The organism is Flavihumibacter rivuli (assembly GCF_018595685.2).
Taxonomy (GTDB): domain Bacteria; phylum Bacteroidota; class Bacteroidia; order Chitinophagales; family Chitinophagaceae; genus Flavihumibacter; species Flavihumibacter rivuli.
This window is the reverse complement of sequence record NZ_CP092334.1, coordinates 1,450,009-1,467,324: the sequence shown is the minus strand read 5'-3', so window position 1 is coordinate 1,467,324 and position 17,316 is coordinate 1,450,009. Positions and strand designations below refer to the sequence as shown.

Sequence of the window (17,316 nt, the reverse complement as noted above, 5' to 3'; positions counted from 1 at the left end):
TACCTGGCCAGGTAGGGGTTTTAAAATTTATACCTCATTCAGTTTGAAGGGAAGTTTTCGGATACGCTTCCCTGTTAGGTCGAAGATGGCATTGCAAAGTGCAGGTGCCACACCGGGTAATCCTGGTTCCCCAACACCACCGGGTTTCTCGTCGTTCTCCATGATATGGGTCTCCAAAACGGGCATCTCATTGATCCTGGGCATGCGGTACTGATGGAAGTTGGTCTCCACTGCCTGGCCATCCCTGAAAGTTGTTTCGTGGGTTACAGCTGCGCCAAGTCCCATGACAATAGCACCTTCTACCTGAGCCCTGATGATATCGGGGTTCACATACCAGCCACAATCGATCACGGTGATCACCTTGTCGATCTTTACCCCTCCATCTTCCCTCCTGGAAACCTTTACGGCCTGTGCTGTTAAACTTGCGAAGCAATCAGATACGGCCATACCCCAGCCTTCGTTCTTACCACGCTTATCCCAGCCTGTCTTTTCCTTAAGCGTATTCAGCAGGGTCTTTACCCGCTCTTCCTCCCAGGGCAAGTGTTCCATCCTGAACTGGATGGGGTCCTTGCCAACAGTTTGTGCCAGTTCATCCATAAAGCTTTCGAAAGCGAATACATTGGTAGAGGAATAAACCGACCTCCACCACATTACCGGAATAGGTGAGGTGGTAGGTATATCGGAAAAATGATAATGGGGAATGGTCTCCAGATATTTTTCTACAAGCCCTTCCGTTGTACTGCGGTTGTAATCTGTCTTATCAGGATTGGGAGAGTTCTGGAGGTCCATGTTCTGGCCTGCCAGCTTGATATTGAATCCCCTGATATGCCCACCCTTGTCCAGGCCTGCACTGCAGCCGTAAACGATTCCCGGGCGGAACGGCCCCTGGGTCATATCATCCTCCCTGGTCCATACCACCTGAACAGGCGCCTTTATCACCTTTGAAATGGCAACAGCTTCGTAGGTATAGTCTGTAAATGCCTTACGGCCAAAACCACCACCCAGGAAGGTCATATTCACCCTCACCTTCTCGGCCGGCATATTCAGCCTGGTCGACAGGTCAGACTGGATCCAGTCGGGAGCCTGGATGGGACCCCAAACCTCAACCTTATCATCCTGGAACCAGGCGGTACAGTTGAGCGGTTCCATGGCGCTATGTGATTCGTAGGGAGTTTCGTACACAGCTTCTACTTTCTTGTCTGCCTTCGCAATGGCTGCGGCAGCATTTCCCAGTGCGCGCTGGGCATTGCCTGGTTTGTTCAGGTCCTCCTTCATTCGGTTATACAAGGTCGTTGTATCAAGGTGTTCGAATGCTGAGTTGTCCCATTCTATTTTAAGGAGCTTTCTTGCCTGCATGGCAGCCCAGGTAGATTCTGCCACCACGGCAATGCCTTCACGGGTAAAGGAGAATACAGGCATTTCTACCTTGAATACATCCTTAACCCCTTTCACCGCACGTGCTGCCCTGTCATCAAAGCTTTTCACCTTGCCATGGAACTTGGGGCTGCGTTCTACCGAAGCGAAGAGCATGCCGGGAACCCGCTTGTCAATGCCAAATTCTGCCTTGCCGTTCACCTTAACTGGATTGTCCTGCCTGGCCAAAGCCTTGCCGATAACTTTATATTGCTTACGCTCCTTGAGCTTTACATTGGATGGTGGTGTAAGTTTGGCCGCATCTTCCACCAACTCACCATAGTTCAGTTTCTTTCCACTGGGGCGATGGATGACATGGCCGTCTTCTGCATAGCAATCTGCTGCACTGGCCTGCCATTTTGCTGCTGCAGCGGCAACCAGCATTTCCCTTGCTGTAGCCCCGGTTTTGAGCAGCATCTTGTAGCCATTACGGACAGAGGAACTACCGCCGGTGATCTGGCTGCCATATTTACCCTGGTCGCCGGGTGCGAATTCTATCCTTACCTTATTGAGGTCAACTTCCAGTTCTTCTGCGATCATCTGCGGCACCGCCTGGAAGGCACCCTGTCCCATTTCAGCACGATGGCTGAGCAGGGTCACCAGGCCTTTCTTGTCAATGGAAATCCATGCCGTTAATTCAATACCTTTCTCAAGGGCGCCATCTGCTGTAAGGATGGTGGCGGCATCTTTCGCAACAGCCGGAAAATAAAAACCGATGGTCAGTGATGCACCGGTAAGGCTGCTTAGCCTCAGGAAGTTCCTGCGGGATAACTGTTTGTTAGCTTTTTCCATTGATCCTTATTTTTTATTTGGTGTTTTCCGCCATCATTGCAGCAGCGGTTTTAATGGCTTTCCTGATCCTTGGGTAGGTTCCGCAACGGCAGATATGTCCCTGCATGGCAGCATCAATATCTGCATCGGTTGGATTGGGCTTTTTACTCAATAATGCAGTGGCTGCCATGATCTGCCCGCTCTGGCAATAGCCACATTGCGGCACCTGTTCTGCTATCCATGCCTGTTGCACCGGATGGGAGTTGTCGGAACTCAATCCTTCGATGGTGGTGATGGGCTTGTTGGCCACCGCAGAGACTGGTGTTGAGCAGGAGCGTATAGGGTTACCATTCAGGTGTACCGTGCAAGCTCCACATTGGGCAATACCGCAACCAAACTTTGTCCCGGTCAGTTGCACCAGGTCGCGGATCACCCATAATAATGGCATATTGGGTTCTGCTTCCACCTGGTATTTCTTGCCATTGATGGATAGTTGATAAGAAGGCATAGGCAAATGATTTCTAGACAGGGAATTTACGACAAAAACAGGGTAAATGGGTGGAACTTGATGGCTGGTCGATGTTCTTTGATGAAAGGTTGGATTACTGGCCAAATGCCATGTCGTGCTTCAATGCTTCCCTCTTTGCCAGAGGGGATAGTTCAACTGATTCCAGAAAGGTTTTCACAGTCCCCGGATCTGTCCTGTACAATTGCCGGAGGCTCCAGCCGACAGCCTTCTGGATAAAGAAATCCTTTTTATGCTTAACCTTAAGGATAGTAGTGAACAATGTTTTGGTATCTGTCTTCTCTTTATAGTTAAGTTGATAGAGCAGGGCGATCCTGTTCATCCAGATATCCTCACTTGCTGTCCATTGACGCACCAGTTTCTTACCAGGATGGCTATAAAGGTATTTTCCGATCAACCTGGATGCGATAGTGTCTATCGAATCCCACCACTGGTTTTTTCCAGCCAGGTAAAGGAAGCAATCGAAGAACTGCGTATCCCATTTTTTTCTGTTGGCTTCGAGCAAATCCATGGCGACATAATGGAACTCCCTTTCCGGCATGCCCCAAAGCGACCTGGCCAGTTCAATGACCTGCATTCCTTCCCATTCCCGGGAAGCCTTGATAAATGGTTTGGAAATTTCTTTCCTGGTCGGTTGCTTGATCCCAAGGAAGGGGAAATGATCCTTCATGTAAGCCGCCATTGCCTTTGCCTGCCCGGGATGGGCATGCGACCTCATCTCCTTGTTCAGTTCCGCCAATAGCTTTTTTGTTGCAGGCATGGTATTCCTTGAATGGGCAAATTAACCTTTTTGTATCTTCGGTGACTAGTGGGATTGTTTTAACTTTCCTGCAGAAACCCTGATAAATCCTATACTGATGAAACTAAACCGCTTCTTTCTCTATCTGGCAGTTGCCTTTACTGCCATCAACAGTCACGCACAATCCGGTCGATTATCCAGGATCAGGGTGGGAGCTGATGCCCATAGCCTGGTAAAAGAAAATGGCCAGCCTTTCTTCTGGTTAGGGGATACCGGTTGGGAACTGTTCCACCGCCTCACTTTTGAGGAGATAAAGGAATACATCAAGAACAGGCAGCAGAAAGGTTTTAACGTGATCCAGGCAGTAGTGCTTACGGAGCATGATGGCCTGCGAAAGATGAACCGATATTCAGTTGTTCCTTTCAAGGACCTCGATCCGGATAAACCCAATGAAAGGTATTTTGAACTCATTGATGCTACTGTCCAATACGCAGCAGAGAAGGAAATGTATATGGCCTTATTACCTACCTGGGGGGATAAAGTGACCCCCAATTGGGGACTCGGCCCGGTGGTATTCGACAAGAAGAAGGCCTATACGTACGGAAAATGGTTGGGAACCCGCTATCGCCACCATACCAATATCCTTTGGGTGTTAGGTGGCGACAGGCCCCCGATGAAGGATAATGAAGATTGGCGACCAATCTGGAGGGAAATGGCCAGGGGTATCCAGGAAGGATCGGGATACAATGCGTTCATTACCTACCATACCTGGGGAGGCGAAAAAAGCACTTCCCAGATGATCCATGAAGAAGCCTGGCTGAACATGAATTCCATACAAAGCGGTCATGGTGGCGGTCACGATGTGCCGGTTTGGGATTGGGTTCGCCGCGACTATAAAATGCCTTCTCCCAAGCCAACCATAGACCTGGAGCCTAACTACGAAGACCACCCGGTAAATCCATGGCCAAAATGGGATCCCAAGAATGGTTATTTCGATGATTATGATGTGCGCAAGCAAACCTATCGATCTGTCTTTGCAGGGGCTTGCGGGGTAACCTATGGCCATCATGCGGTTTGGCAATTCTATGATACCCGCCAGGTGCCTATTAACCATGTTGACAGGCCCTACCAGGAGGCCATGGATCGTCCTGGCGCCTTCCAGATGGGTTACCTGAGGAACCTGATCGAAAGCAGGCCTTTTGTGGGCAGGGTGTATGACCCCCTGATGATAGTGGAAGGGCAGGGAAGTGGTGGCAGGTTGATCACCCCCTTCCGTGGACAGGACAATAGCTATGCCATGATCTATATGCCGGTGGGCACCACCATTAAAGTGGATATGCGGTTCATGAAAAATTCCAATGTAATGGCCTGGTGGTACGATCCTAAGTCAGGAATGATGCGCAGTGCAAGGTCTAGTTATCGCAATGATACCATGACCTTCACACCGCCTGTTACCGGGGTCGGACAGGATTGGGTGCTGGTACTGGATGATCCGGATTTCCATTACCCGCCTCCCGGCCGGAAAAAGTTCATGGATTATGATGCAAAGGAGTAAGGTCCAAAAGAATACTCAATTATACGCTACACACCCATGATCATGCTTGCGCCAGGGATGCTTTGTCTTCCCTGGCGTTTTCCTTTACAAACCACAGCACTACGAGGGTAGAACCAATAAAGTACGCTACCAGCATTGGCTTAATGAAAGGAATGAGTGCAGAAGCCCCGAACCAGTCACCTTGTTGCATCAACAGGTAAAGGCCAAAACAATTCTTTAAGGTCTCCCAGACCCAGGCGTATGGACTACGGTCCATCAGTTCAGTATAAGCATATACCATCAGGAAAACATAAGCCCCGTAATAGAACATTAGGGGAGTGCCGATAGTGGCAATATTCCCGAAAAGATAGCTGATGAAAAGCAGGCAGAGGCCGATCTGTATCCAGCTCCAGGCTTGTAAGGCCGGGGAAGCCTTGGGATCGTATTTTTCAAAATGGTAAACATCATTGATCTTGAAAACAGGGTATTTTTCGGCAACATCTGCGGGCCGCCAACCAGTGGGCATCAACCAGATGCGGAACTTATCCTTAATATTCCTGGTGCGCCAGGCATCCCTGATCAATAACCAGAGATGTTGGAAATTGATCTTGATCGGGTTCCAGGTGGCGACTGGACGGGTAATTCCATAAACGGGCGGAACATCCGGAAGCTCTTCCTGGTAGGTGCCGAAGAGTTTATCCCAGAATATAAAGATCTGTGAATAGTTCTTGTCGAGATATTGTGGGTTAATGGCATGGTGTACCCGATGGTGCGATGGGGTTACGATGATCTTTTCCAGGAAACCCATCCTGTTGATGTGCCGGGTATGGTACCAGAATTGTGCGAACAAATGCAAGGGGGCCACAATGGCGATCACTTTTTCCGGCACACCCAATATAGCTGCCGGAACCAGGAAAACGGCAAAGATCTTGACGATCTGGGAAATGCTTTGCCTGAGCGCACAGGCCAGGTTGAACTCCTCACTGCTATGGTGGATGATATGGTTGTTCCAGAACAAATTGTATTCATGCGCGATGCGGTGTGTCCAGTAACCTGCAAAATCAAGTGCCAAGAAAGCAACGAAATAGGTTAGCGGGCCGGATGGCACCTGCATAATGGCCAAATGCTTCACCAGCCATCCATAACTGATGATGGCAATACTCAGGCCAAGTACATCCTTGGTAACATTGGTGATGCCCGAGCTAAGGCTGGAGATCATGTCCATGGTGCGGACAGTGTCGAATCCCTTTCTCCACCCATACCATTTTTCAAGCAGGACCAGTGCCAGGAAGGCTGGCATGGCAATCAACAGAATCTTACCGTAGGTTTCCATATGGCGTGCAACAATTGATGGTTAAATATACATTTTTAACCCACCGGACGGTAAATTGGAAGGGTTCTGAAACTATTCTTTGACCATGATCAAGGCAGTAGCAGGACTAGATGGTCTTGGGTTTTGACAGGTATTCGAATGATTCGATAAAGAATAAAATGGATGCTTCTTTATCCTGTTTCCATTTTGGTTTCCTGCCTGCCTTTTGGGCTAAGCCTTATTGAGTATATTGCGTCCACTCCAAAAATCAAAAGTATTCATGAAAGCGATCGTGATCGGCGGCGGGATTGTAGGCTTAAGTGCAGCCCTCTACCTCAGGCAAAGTGGCTGGGAGGTAGTGGTGGTGGATAAGGATGATATGCAGAACAACTGTAGTTATGGCAATGCCGGTTATGTTAGCCCTTCCCATTTTGTTCCCCTGGCCACACCCGGGATAGTGAAGCAGGGACTGAAATGGATGCTGAATCCAGAAAGCCCATTCTATGTTCAACCCCGTTTAAGCTGGCCTTTGATAGACTGGGGATTCAAGTTCATGAAAGCGGCTACCCCTGAGCGGGTTAAAGCTGCGGCTATCCCTCTCCGTGATTTCGGTTTACTGAGCCAGCAATGTTATGTTGACTGGAAATCACAGGGTATTGAAATGGCCTATGAACACAAAGGGATATTAGAGTATTTCCAGACTGCAGAGAAGGAAGACCATGCCCATCATTTTTGTGAGGATGCAGTGAAACTTGGACTGGAGGCCGAAATATTGACTGCAGGGCAAGTGCAGGCCATGGAACCCCATACCAGGGTCAATGTGAAAGGCGCTTTGTTCTTCAAGTGCGATGCCCATATGTATCCGGCACGGATGATGCACTCCTTGTTGTCAAAGCTAAGGTCCATGGGGGTAGAACTGTTGTCAAATGAAGCGGTAAAAGGTTTTGAACGGCAGGGGAGCAGGATCACCAGGGTGGTAACTGCAAAAGGTGGGCATCATGCAGATATCGTGGTGCTGGCCAGTGGCGCCTGGAGCAGGGAACTTGCCGCCTCATTGAATATTTCGTTACCATTGGTTGGTGGCAGGGGCTATTCGATCACGATGGAAGATACGGCCTACCGACTTAATCATCCAGCTATCCTGATGGAAGGAAGGGTAGCCATAACGCCAATGGACGGAAACAAGATAAGGTTTGGCGGGACCATGGAGATCACTTCCACCAAGGAACCCCCAAGGATCAACCGGGTAAAAGGGATATTGGATGCCGTAAAAAGGTACCTGCCGGAGTTCGATATACCCCTTCCTCCCATCGGCCAGGTTTGGTATGGGTACAGGCCCTGTTCTGCAGATGGGCTTCCCTATGTTGGCAGGAGCAGGAAGGTGGACAACCTTATTATGGCCACTGGTCACGCGATGATTGGCCTTAGCCTTGGTGCCGGTACCGGAAAACTGGTGGCGGAATTGGCCAATGAACAAGCCACATCCATTGACCTTCGGCCATTTGATCCCGAGAGATACAACTAAATCCCTGAACCGGTCTTCATTTTTAGGTTTTTGTAGGGAGGAGGGTTTCATAACTTTAAACCTGAATAATTGTTAAACAGGGTAGGGATAATAGACAGGTTTGGGAATCCCTGTATGTCGATTTAATCCAAGAAATTATGGCACAGGAAACAGCCGCAGCAAATACTAGTACTATGACCGGGGATGCGAAGGACCTTGAAACCCATTGTAGTTGCCTGACCTACGGGCAAACGAATTGTTTCAATACGATTGTGACCGATTATGTTGAAGCGTCTCCTGGCTTACAGGCATTCTATGAACACCCAGTTAACCTGGAAGGTGTTGCGTCGGCTATACATTCCCGTGAGCAGTTCCTGACAGATCGCGCTACCCTGGTAAGGGTATTGGAGGAACAATATACCCAGGTAGTAGCGGATCCTAAAGTTGCTGCCAATATCCGGGCCTTGCTCCTGCCCAATACATTCACTGTTGTAACCGCACATCAGCCTAATATCTTTACAGGGTATCTCTATTTCATTTATAAGGTCCTGCATGCGATTAAGCTGGCTGCTCATTTCAATTCAATATTCCCGGACAAGCAATTTGTCCCTTTGTACTATATGGGAAGCGAGGATGCCGATCTGGATGAACTGGGTAAGGTGTTCCTGAGTGGCGACAAACTGGTTTGGGAAACCAACCAGACCGGTGCTGTTGGCAGGATGGCAACCAAAGGACTGGAGAAACTCATCCACAGGATCGAAGGGGAATTGAGCGTGCAGCCATTTGGCAAGGAGCTGGTTACCCTACTGAAAGAGTCCTACCTGGAAAGTCCTGATATCCAGACGGCAACTTTTAAGCTATTACATAAGCTTTTCGCAAGGTTCGGGCTGGTTGTTTTGATAGCAGACCATCCGGCTTTAAAAGCACAGATGAAGCAGGTGTTCAGGGAAGACTTATTCAACCATACACCATCCAATGTAGTGGCTGGCACCATTGATAAATTAGCAGCCGGCTATAAGGTTCAGGCCAATCCAAGGGAGATCAACCTTTTCTATCTGGAGGATAATATCCGTAACCGGATCGAAAAGACAGAAACAGGTTTTGTAGTGGTAGATACCCCGATCCGGTTCAGTGAGGAAGAAATGATCAATGAATTGGAACAACATCCTGAACGTTTCAGTCCAAACGTGATCCTGAGGGGGCTATTCCAGGAAACCATCCTTCCCAATATTGCCTTTGTTGGCGGTGGGGGAGAACTGGCTTATTGGCTGGAGTTGAAAGACCTTTTTCTGCATTATGGGGTGCCTTACCCCTTGCAGGTCCTGCGAAATTCCTTCCTGGTGGTGGAACAGAAGTGGGTGGAGAAGATAACTAAGCTGGGCTTTGACCTGAAGGACTTCTTCCGTAATGAACAATCCCTGCTGGATGAAATGGTCAAGAGGGACAGTGCGGCGCAGGTCCACCTAACCAATGAAATAAGGGATACCAGGGCCTTCTATGATCATCTCCGTAAGGTCGCCGGAACCATTGATGCCACGCTTAATGCACATGTTGGTGCCATGGAATCGAAAATGGTTAAGCAGTTGGAAGGGTTGGAAAAGAAATTGCTCCGGGCAGAGAAAAGGAAGTTCACTGACCAATCTAGGCAGATCCTGACCATCAGGCAGGCGCTTTTCCCCAATGGCAACCTCCAGGAAAGGGTGGAGAATTTCATGCCCTATTATGCAAAATATGGCAATGCTTTCATCGATGCGGTTTACCAGCATTCCTTCTCACTGGAGCAGGAGTTCCAGGTGATGGTTATTGGGTAACCGTGATACAGCGAAAAGCAATACTATTCCTTTAACGGAAATTGACCTTAATCGAATTGGTTAGGCTGGCCTCCTATTTTCAGTTTGTCCACTTTTGCCAGGACTTCCTGTTCCAGTTTTTGTTTGTAATTGGCCACTGCATCACCAATGCTGCTATCGAATGCCCCGATTATGGAAGCAGCCAGGATGCCAGCATTTTTTGCAGCATTCAGGGCAACGGTGGCAACCGGGATTCCATTAGGCATTTGCAAGATGGAAAGCACAGAATCCCAGCCGTCTATGGAATTGGAGGACTTGACCGGAACGCCGATCACCGGTAATGGGGTCAGGGACGCCACCATGCCCGGCAAGTGGGCAGCCCCTCCGGCTCCGGCAATGATCACCTTCAGTCCCCTTTGCCTGGCCTTTGTAGCATATTCCACCATCCTTAGGGGCGTGCGGTGTGCAGAAACTACTGTGAGTTCATAGGCGATCCCGAATTCCTTCAGCATATCTGCTGCAGCCTGCATAATGGGAAGGTCTGAATCTGACCCCATAATGATCCCTACCAATGCCTGTCCGGAAGTTGCAGTATTGCCTGTTGCTGTACTCATGTAGTTTGCTTTTAAACTGGGAGATAGAATCCTGCAAAAAAACAGAATTTTTATGAATCCGTCCTTCTACATAAAAAACAAAGCACCGGTCGTGGACCGGTGCTGTCATGATGTGTGTGATATAGTGAATGAGTGTTATCGTACAATTTCTCCCTTCAGGCGCATGAGTTCAATTTCTGCCAGCTTGGAATTATAGCGTGCGGCGATCAGCCTGTTGGTTGCTTCGGCAAGGCTGAATTGGGCTTCCCGCAATTCAATGAAGGTAGACACACCTTGCTTGAACCTTTCCAGCGCGATCATTACGTTTTCCTGGGCCAGTTTTACATTCTCTTCTTCCAGCACCAGGTTGCGTTTCTGCAATTCATAATCCTTGAATGCATTGTTTACCTGCGTATTGATCTGGGTGCGTTGGTTGTCCAGTAATATTTGCTGGAACCTGATATCAAGTTCTGCCTGTTCCTGGAGGCGCTTGGCATTAAAGAAGTTCAGGATCGGTACGTTCAGGCTGAATCCGTAGTTGAAACCTAGGTTGCGGTTGAACAGGGGGGTGAAGTTGTTGATCACCGTATTGTTCACCAGTCTGTTGAAGTTATAGGCAGAGTTGAAATTGAGTACCGGCCACCTGTCGCCTTTACGCTCTTTGAGGGTAAGTTTGGCAATATCAATATTCTTGCGCGTAATGAGCAGGGTAGGGTTGGTCAGTTCAAGCTTATTCCTTACCTCATCAAGGGTAAGGTCCTGGTTGATGGGAATAGTATCCATCACCTCATAGGTGGCTTCCTTTTCAACACCCATCAACTGGTTAAGCTGTTCTTTCAATTGCGCGATCAGGGTATTTTGCTGGTATTGTGCAGCAATAAAGGCATTCAGGTCAACCTTCGCCTGCAACAGCTCTGGTTTGGCCCCTAATCCCACTGAAAGTTTTTTATCTGCAAGTTTTACCCTTTCCTCACTGATGCTCTTCTGTTCAACGATGGCCTTGAGTTGCTGTTTTTGGCGCACGATGCCATAATAGTTGGCAACTACCAGGGCAACAGTGTTGATCACCTGTTCCTTAACCCCCAGTCCACCTAAACGTTCCAATTCTGCCAGTTTATCCCTGGTGGCAAACATCCTCAAACCATCGAACAGGGTCCAGTTGAGGTTGATGGATGCCTGGATATTGTTGGACTTCAATCCTGATGTGTCACGCTTGGTTCCATTGGCGAGTTCCTGCTTCTGGGCGTTCACATTCCATACCTTGGTAACAGTGGCATTCAACCTGGGAAGGAATCCCGCATAGGCATAGCTGTTATCCAAAGCAAATGAAGCTGAGTCGTTCCTGCTCAGGCGGATATTATAGTTATTCTGTAAAGCTGTTCCAATGGCTTGTTCCAGGGTCAGCAGTTCCTGGGCTTTTGACACCTGTGCCAGGCTGACCAGGCTAATGATAATAATTCCTCTGATGGTTCTCATATTGATTGGTTTAAGCGGATACTGGTACTGTTACAGCTTCGTCCAGTTCGCTTTTGGCTTTCTTGCTTGTTGACAAATAAGAATACATGGCCGGGATGATGTAAAGGGTGAGCACCAATGAGAACATGATACCACCCACGATCACGATACCCAGCGGTATACGGCTGGTGGAAGCAGCACCCAGTGAAAGCGCCAATGGCAGGGCGCCCAGTGACATGGCCAGGCTGGTCATCAGGATAGGGCGCAGGCGCATCACAGCGGCATCAATGGCGGATGCTGATTTACCCATTCCTTCCATCCGTTTATGGTTGGCAAATTCCACGATCAGGATACCGTTCTTCGTTACCAGGCCGATAAGCATGATCATACCGATCTGTGAGAAGATATTAAGGGTTTGGTCGAAGGCCCAGAGCGACAGGATGGCGCCGGCAAGGGCCAGGGGCACCGTGATCATGATAATGAGCGGATCAATAAAGCTCTCGAACTGGGCTGCCAGGATCAGGAAGATAAGTCCTAATGCCAACAGGAAGGCAAAGCTGGTATTGCTGGAACTTTCCGCGAAGTCGCGGGAGTTTCCGGACAATGAAGTGGTAAAGGTATCATCCAGTAATTTGTCCGCGATCTTTTCCATCTCCTTGATACCATCGCCAATGGTCTTGCCCGGTGCAAGTCCTGCGGAAATGGTCGCTGACTTATATCGGTTAAAGTGGTAGATGGTAGGCGGGGTGGTTTCTTCTGTAAAAGTCACCAGGTTGTCCAGTGAAATGATCTCGCCGCGGTTGCTGCGAACATATACTGATTTGAGGTCAGTAGGTTCGTCGCGATCGCTCCTGGCCAACTGTCCAATTACCTGGTACTGCTTTCCATCCTTGGTAAAATAACCCAGCCTTCTGTTACTCAATGCCAGTTGGAGGGTAGAGGAGACATCTTCAATGCTCACGCCCAATTGGCTGGCCTTAAGACGGTCAACATTCACCCTTAATTCTGGCTTGTTGAACTTCAGGTCTGCATCAACCCCCTGGAAAACTGGATTCTTATTGGCCTCCTCCAGGAACTTGGGCAATACTTCACGGAGTTTATCAAAGTTTACGTTCTGGATGACGAATTGCACCGGTAAACCACCCCTTCGGTTAACCGAAATGGTCTGCTCCTGGATGGCGAATGCCCTTCCTTCATTGAACTTCGGCAGGTTCCGGTTCACCATGTCAACGATCTCCTGCTGGCTGCGTTGCCTCTCTTCGGGGTCAACCAACAACATACGCAGGAATCCCGTATTTACAGAACCCGAACCGGTGAAGCCAGGGGCTGTAACGGTGATCATTACTTTTTTCTCCGGAGTGGAATCCATTACCATCTTCCCGAGCCTGTCGATATAAGCATCCATGTAATCGAAGGATGTTCCTTCCGGAGCGGTGATCGAAAGCCTGAACTGGCTCCTGTCTTCCAGTGGCGCCAATTCGGATTGCAGCTGCCGCCCTATGAAAAAGATCACGGCAAAACACACTGCGATCAATACGAGGGCGATCCAACGTACACGCATAAACGCAGTTAACGAACTGCGGTAGCCGTTCTCCAAAGCACGGAAGAAGGGTTCGGTCTTATTGTAGAACCAGGAGTGTTTGTGCACCTTCCTGGTCAGCTTTACGTTCAGTACCGGGGTGAGGGTAAGGGATACAAAGGCCGAGATCAGTACCGCACCGGCCACAACAATTCCGAATTCACGGAAAAGGCGGCCTACGAAGCCTTGCAGGAACACAATGGGTAGGAATACCACCGCAAGGGTGATAGAGGTGGCGATTACCGCGAAGTAGATCTCTTTGGAGCCTTCCTTGGCAGCCTGCCACTTACCCATGCCCTGCTCCATTTTCTTGAAGATATTCTCTGTCACAACGATACCGTCATCCACCACCAGGCCCGTGGCCAAAACGATCGCCAGCAGGGTCAGTACGTTGATCGTAAAGCCGAACAGGTACATGATGAAGAAGGCGCCAATCAGGGAAACCGGGATATCTATTAATGGGCGGATCGCAATGATCCAGTCGCGGAAGAAGAGGTAAATGATCAGTACCACCAGGATGAAGGAAATGATCAATGTTTCTTCTACCTCGGTAATAGAACGCTTGATGAACTTGGTTTGGTCGAGTGCAATATCCAGGGAGATATCATCAGGTACTTCTTTCTTGATCTGCTCATAGCGCTTGTAAAACTCATCGCTGATGGCCACATAGTTGGAGCCGGGCTGCGGAATGATGGCCAGGGCGATCATCGGGATGCCACTTTCCTTGAGTATGGATTCTTCGTTCTCGGGTCCTAATACCGCCTCGCCCACATCCTTGAGCCTGATATCGGCTCCATTCACTGTTTTTACAATGATATTATTGAAGTCTTCCTCTGTATTCAGCAAACCGAAGGTCCGGACGGAGAGTTCGGTTGCATTACCGGAGATCTTTCCGGAGGGTAATTCCACATTCTGGGCCCGAAGGGCTGCCTGCACATCTGCAGGGGTAAGGCCATAGGCAGAGAGCTTGGCGGGATCGAACCATATGCGCATGGCATATTTCTTTTCCCCCCATATCTGGATGCTACTTACACCGGGGATGGTCTGCAAGCGTTCAAGCAGGTTATTGGTAGCATACTCCGTCATCTCCAACTGGTTGCGGGTATTGCTCTGAACGGTCATCGACAGGATAAAGTCCGAACTGGCATCTGCCTTGGATACCACCGGAGGGGCGTCCAGGTCAGAAGGCAGTGAACGAACAGCCTGCGATACCTTATCACGTACATCATTGGCAGCGGCTTCCAGGTCGATATTCAGGTCGAATTCAACTGTGATGCTGCTGTTTCCCTGGCTGCTCAGGGAACTGATATTCTTTACACCCGCAATACCATTGATCGATTTCTCCAACACCTCGGTGATCTGCGATTCAATGATATCGGCATTGGCACCGGGATAGGAGGTCCTTACGTTGACGATCGGGGGATCGATGGCAGGGTAATCGCGGACGCCCAGGAACTTGTAGCCGATCACACCGAACACTATGATGATAATGTTCATTACAATGGCTAATACCGGGCGCCTTAAACTCAGTTCAGATATGTTCATCTTCTGCTTAGTTCAGTTTGGTGATTTGCAATTTTGACTCGGGCTTAATGGAGAGCAGGCCGGTGGTCACAATAGTGTCGCCGGCGTTCAGGCCCGATGTGATCTGGACAAAGGTTGAATCCCGGATGCCAGTGGTAACGGTTTCAAATTGGGCAATGCCCCCACGGTATACTATTACCTTCTTGAACCTGGCCTGTGGAATCACTGCCTGGGTCGGGATCAGCAGGGCATTATTGTCCTGGCCGAAATCAACTTCCACTTTAGCAAATGCCCCCGGAATGAGTTGGGGGGACCTTCCTTGCACCACGGCCCTTACCTTAAGGCTCCTGGTTTCTTCCGTTACCGCTTCTTCCGTAGCGATCACTTTAGCGGACATCCTGTTCTTCAATCCTTCAAGGGTAAAGGAAACATTCTTTCCCGCAGCCATCTTGCTGCTGTACTTTTCCGGCACAGTGAATTCCAGTTTCAACTGGTCTTCCTGGCGGATATTGGTGATGAGCGTAGCAGGGGTAACATAGGCTCCCATGCTGATATTGCGAAGGCCAAGGCGACCGTTGAAGGGTGCCCTGATCTCTGTTTTTGCGATGGAAGTCTTGATCAATTCCATATCGGCCTTGATATTATTGACCTGCAATACGCTCAGGTCATACTCCTGTTTACTGATACCATCGATCTTAAGGAGTTCAGCCTGACGCTGGGCAGTCTTTTCATAGATCTCCAATTGCACTTTCAGCTTTTGTAATTGGGCCTGGAGGTCACCATCATACAGTTTTACCAAAAGGGCACCTTTTGCAACAGACTGGCCTTCCCTGATATTGATCTGCGTTACCCTGCCGGACACTTCCGGCCTGAGTTCAGTAGCTTCAAATGCGATGATGCTTCCTGGGACCTCTAATTTTTCACTAACGGTGCGGGGTTGTACCAGGAAACCTTCAACCCTGATGGGCATATTATTGCCTTTACCTGGGCCTCCAGCTCCTGAAGGCGGGGCAATCTTCTTTTCTTCTTTCGACTTGCAGGATACCAGGCCAATGGTCCCACAGAGCATAAATAAAAATGTACGGGTTATAATAGTTGATCGCATGTGAATGCTGCTTGTTTAAGGTTGGAACAATGGTAAAATTAACAGATTTAAACCAGCTATGTTTTTCAGGATTATGGTAAAAACCTATGAATATGCGGAAACGCCTGATTAACTAGATGAATGGCTAACCTGGCGTATGAATGGAGGGGATCGGTGATGAAAATCAATTATGCAATAACCTTCAGGGTCCTCTTTACCAGATGGGCTTTGCGGACCAGGTCATGACGGTCTTTTCCAATAATGGTCACATGTCCCATTTTTCTACCCGGTTTGGTTTGTTTTTTACCATACAAGTGGACATAAGTGTCTTCCATGGCCAATACTTCATCGAGTCCCTGGTATACCACCTCGCCACTAAAATCTTTTTCGCCGATCAGGTTGACCAGTGAGGATGGAAGGATGGCTGCAGTATTGCCGAGTGGATAGCCCAGCAAAAGCCTCCAAAGCATGTCGTATTGAGAGGAATAATGTGCTTCAATGGTATGGTGGCCGCTGTTGTGAACCCTGGGTGCCGTTTCATTCACCAATACTTCCCCTTTCTTGTCGATGAATAATTCTACCGCAAACAGACCGGGTGAATTCAGGGCCTTGGCCAGGGTACGGGCAATGGCTTCGATCCGCCATAGGGTCTTTTCCTGCAAATCAGCAGGGGCGATCTGGTAATCGAGCAGGTTGAGGTAGGGGTCGAACACCATCTCTACAGGAGGGTAGAGCGCTGTTTCGCCTTTATCATTTACGGCAACGATCACTGCCACTTCCTTGTCAATATCCACTTTTTTCTCCAATACGGAAGGCGCATCGAAGGCCAGCGCCAATTCGTCTGGCCCATGAAGCAATTGAACACCTTTACCATCATAACCACCTTCGCCCAGTTTCTGGGCTGCCGGCAGGAACTGAAGATAGGACTCGATCTCTTGTTTGTTCTGTACGATGGCAAAATCCGCTGTCGGGATATTGTTCTCTTTGTAAAAAGCTTTCTGCCTGATCTTATTTTTAATGATGCGCAGTGATGCCGGGCTGGGGATCACTTTTACACCTTCCGCCTCCAGCTTTTCGAGGGCATCAACATTCACTGCTTCGATTTCAATGGTAATGGCATCAAGGCCCTTGCCGAACTGGTATACGGCATCGAAGTCCTTGATATCCCCCTTCACAAAATGATGGCACAAATGTGCAGCCGAGCATTCCGGGTCGTTTTCCATGATCCATGTCTCAACCGGGTAATTTGCTGCTTCCTGTAATAACATGCGGCCCAACTGCCCGCCACCTAAGATGCCAACTTTTTTCATGCACTGGGATTGAGCGGCAAAAATAGGCAGGGAAAAGGAAATTGACAGCCGTAAATCCCAACCGGGCATTCTACCGCCCCTTCCTAATTCCACCAATCCTGCTATCTTTGTGGCATGGTTCCCGATTATCCCCATAAACTTTTTGCAGACAGGCGTCTTAACTACGCCCTGCTGATGGAATC

Annotated in this window: 12 protein-coding genes; 3 read left to right on the top strand and 9 right to left on the bottom strand. The window is 49.0% G+C overall.

All coding sequences use genetic code 11. The features are described 5' to 3' along the window. Window positions 1–27: 27 nt before the first annotated feature. From KJS94_RS06475 to KJS94_RS06465, 3 genes are all read right to left on the bottom strand, one after another. Entirely contained in the window at window positions 28–2,205 is a 2,178-nt protein-coding gene (locus KJS94_RS06475) for a xanthine dehydrogenase family protein molybdopterin-binding subunit (protein ID WP_214446495.1), read from the bottom strand. A 13-nt stretch (window positions 2,206–2,218) separates the two neighbouring features. Then, window positions 2,219–2,692, bottom strand: coding sequence for a (2Fe-2S)-binding protein (locus KJS94_RS06470; RefSeq protein WP_214446494.1), 474 nt, complete (start codon window positions 2,690–2,692; stop codon window positions 2,219–2,221). Window positions 2,693–2,786: 94 nt separating this feature from the next. Further along, window positions 2,787–3,470 carry a DNA alkylation repair protein gene (locus tag KJS94_RS06465; RefSeq protein WP_214446493.1) on the bottom strand — a complete coding sequence of 228 codons (684 nt, stop codon included), beginning with the start codon at window positions 3,468–3,470 and terminating at the stop codon, window positions 2,787–2,789. Between the two features lie 97 nt (window positions 3,471–3,567). Between KJS94_RS06465 and KJS94_RS06460 the strand changes: the two genes are divergently transcribed. Next, window positions 3,568–5,004: a glycoside hydrolase family 140 protein gene (locus tag KJS94_RS06460; RefSeq protein ID WP_214446492.1), complete on the top strand. Its 1,437-nt coding sequence runs from the start codon at window positions 3,568–3,570 to the stop codon at window positions 5,002–5,004. Window positions 5,005–5,044: 40 nt separating this feature from the next. On the opposite strand, the gene KJS94_RS06455 is transcribed toward KJS94_RS06460, so the two are convergent. Then, the gene (locus KJS94_RS06455) at window positions 5,045–6,316 is read right to left on the bottom strand and encodes a sterol desaturase family protein (RefSeq protein ID WP_214446491.1); all 1,272 of its coding nucleotides are present in this window, start codon (window positions 6,314–6,316) and stop codon (window positions 5,045–5,047) included. Between the two features lie 259 nt (window positions 6,317–6,575). On the opposite strand from KJS94_RS06455, the gene KJS94_RS06450 reads away from it, so the two are divergent. After that, window positions 6,576–7,820: an NAD(P)/FAD-dependent oxidoreductase gene (locus KJS94_RS06450; RefSeq protein ID WP_214446490.1), complete on the top strand. Its 1,245-nt coding sequence runs from the start codon at window positions 6,576–6,578 to the stop codon at window positions 7,818–7,820. 137 nt (window positions 7,821–7,957) lie between these two features. Continuing rightward, a complete protein-coding gene (gene bshC, locus KJS94_RS06445) occupies window positions 7,958–9,610 on the top strand; it encodes a bacillithiol biosynthesis cysteine-adding enzyme BshC (protein ID WP_239804314.1) in 1,653 nt (550 codons plus the stop codon). Between the two features lie 47 nt (window positions 9,611–9,657). Here bshC and purE read toward each other — a convergent pair whose 3' ends face one another. The 5 genes from purE to KJS94_RS06420 form a co-directional block, all read right to left on the bottom strand. Continuing rightward, window positions 9,658–10,203 carry a 5-(carboxyamino)imidazole ribonucleotide mutase gene (gene purE / locus KJS94_RS06440; protein ID WP_214446489.1) on the bottom strand — a complete coding sequence of 182 codons (546 nt, stop codon included), beginning with the start codon at window positions 10,201–10,203 and terminating at the stop codon, window positions 9,658–9,660. A gap of 135 nt (window positions 10,204–10,338) precedes the next feature. Then, entirely contained in the window at window positions 10,339–11,658 is a 1,320-nt protein-coding gene (locus KJS94_RS06435; RefSeq protein WP_214446488.1) for a TolC family protein, read from the bottom strand. A 10-nt stretch (window positions 11,659–11,668) separates the two neighbouring features. After that, window positions 11,669–14,761: an efflux RND transporter permease subunit gene (locus KJS94_RS06430; protein WP_214446487.1), complete on the bottom strand. Its 3,093-nt coding sequence runs from the start codon at window positions 14,759–14,761 to the stop codon at window positions 11,669–11,671. Between the two features lie 7 nt (window positions 14,762–14,768). After that, window positions 14,769–15,845, bottom strand: a complete 1,077-nt coding sequence (locus KJS94_RS06425) for an efflux RND transporter periplasmic adaptor subunit (protein ID WP_239804313.1) — start codon at window positions 15,843–15,845, stop codon at window positions 14,769–14,771. A 167-nt stretch (window positions 15,846–16,012) separates the two neighbouring features. Next, window positions 16,013–17,134: a 5-(carboxyamino)imidazole ribonucleotide synthase gene (locus KJS94_RS06420; protein WP_214446486.1), complete on the bottom strand. Its 1,122-nt coding sequence runs from the start codon at window positions 17,132–17,134 to the stop codon at window positions 16,013–16,015. Window positions 17,135–17,316: the final 182 nt, after the last annotated feature.

What these genes read in the sequence shown, in the direction of transcription:
- purE (WP_214446489.1), bottom strand. Translation starts at nt 10,203, where the DNA reads ATGAGTACAGCAACAGGCAATACTGCAACTTCCGGACAGGCATTGGTA.
- KJS94_RS06425 (WP_239804313.1), bottom strand. Translation starts at nt 15,845, where the DNA reads ATGCGATCAACTATTATAACCCGTACATTTTTATTTATGCTCTGTGGG.
- KJS94_RS06430 (WP_214446487.1), bottom strand. Translation starts at nt 14,761, where the DNA reads ATGAACATATCTGAACTGAGTTTAAGGCGCCCGGTATTAGCCATTGTA.
- KJS94_RS06465 (WP_214446493.1), bottom strand. Translation starts at nt 3,470, where the DNA reads ATGCCTGCAACAAAAAAGCTATTGGCGGAACTGAACAAGGAGATGAGG.
- KJS94_RS06435 (WP_214446488.1), bottom strand. Translation starts at nt 11,658, where the DNA reads ATGAGAACCATCAGAGGAATTATTATCATTAGCCTGGTCAGCCTGGCA.
- KJS94_RS06475 (WP_214446495.1), bottom strand. Translation starts at nt 2,205, where the DNA reads ATGGAAAAAGCTAACAAACAGTTATCCCGCAGGAACTTCCTGAGGCTA.
- KJS94_RS06460 (WP_214446492.1), top strand. Translation starts at nt 3,568, where the DNA reads ATGAAACTAAACCGCTTCTTTCTCTATCTGGCAGTTGCCTTTACTGCC.
- KJS94_RS06450 (WP_214446490.1), top strand. Translation starts at nt 6,576, where the DNA reads ATGAAAGCGATCGTGATCGGCGGCGGGATTGTAGGCTTAAGTGCAGCC.
- KJS94_RS06470 (WP_214446494.1), bottom strand. Translation starts at nt 2,692, where the DNA reads ATGCCTTCTTATCAACTATCCATCAATGGCAAGAAATACCAGGTGGAA.
- KJS94_RS06420 (WP_214446486.1), bottom strand. Translation starts at nt 17,134, where the DNA reads ATGAAAAAAGTTGGCATCTTAGGTGGCGGGCAGTTGGGCCGCATGTTA.
- bshC (WP_239804314.1), top strand. Translation starts at nt 7,958, where the DNA reads ATGGCACAGGAAACAGCCGCAGCAAATACTAGTACTATGACCGGGGAT.
- KJS94_RS06455 (WP_214446491.1), bottom strand. Translation starts at nt 6,316, where the DNA reads ATGGAAACCTACGGTAAGATTCTGTTGATTGCCATGCCAGCCTTCCTG.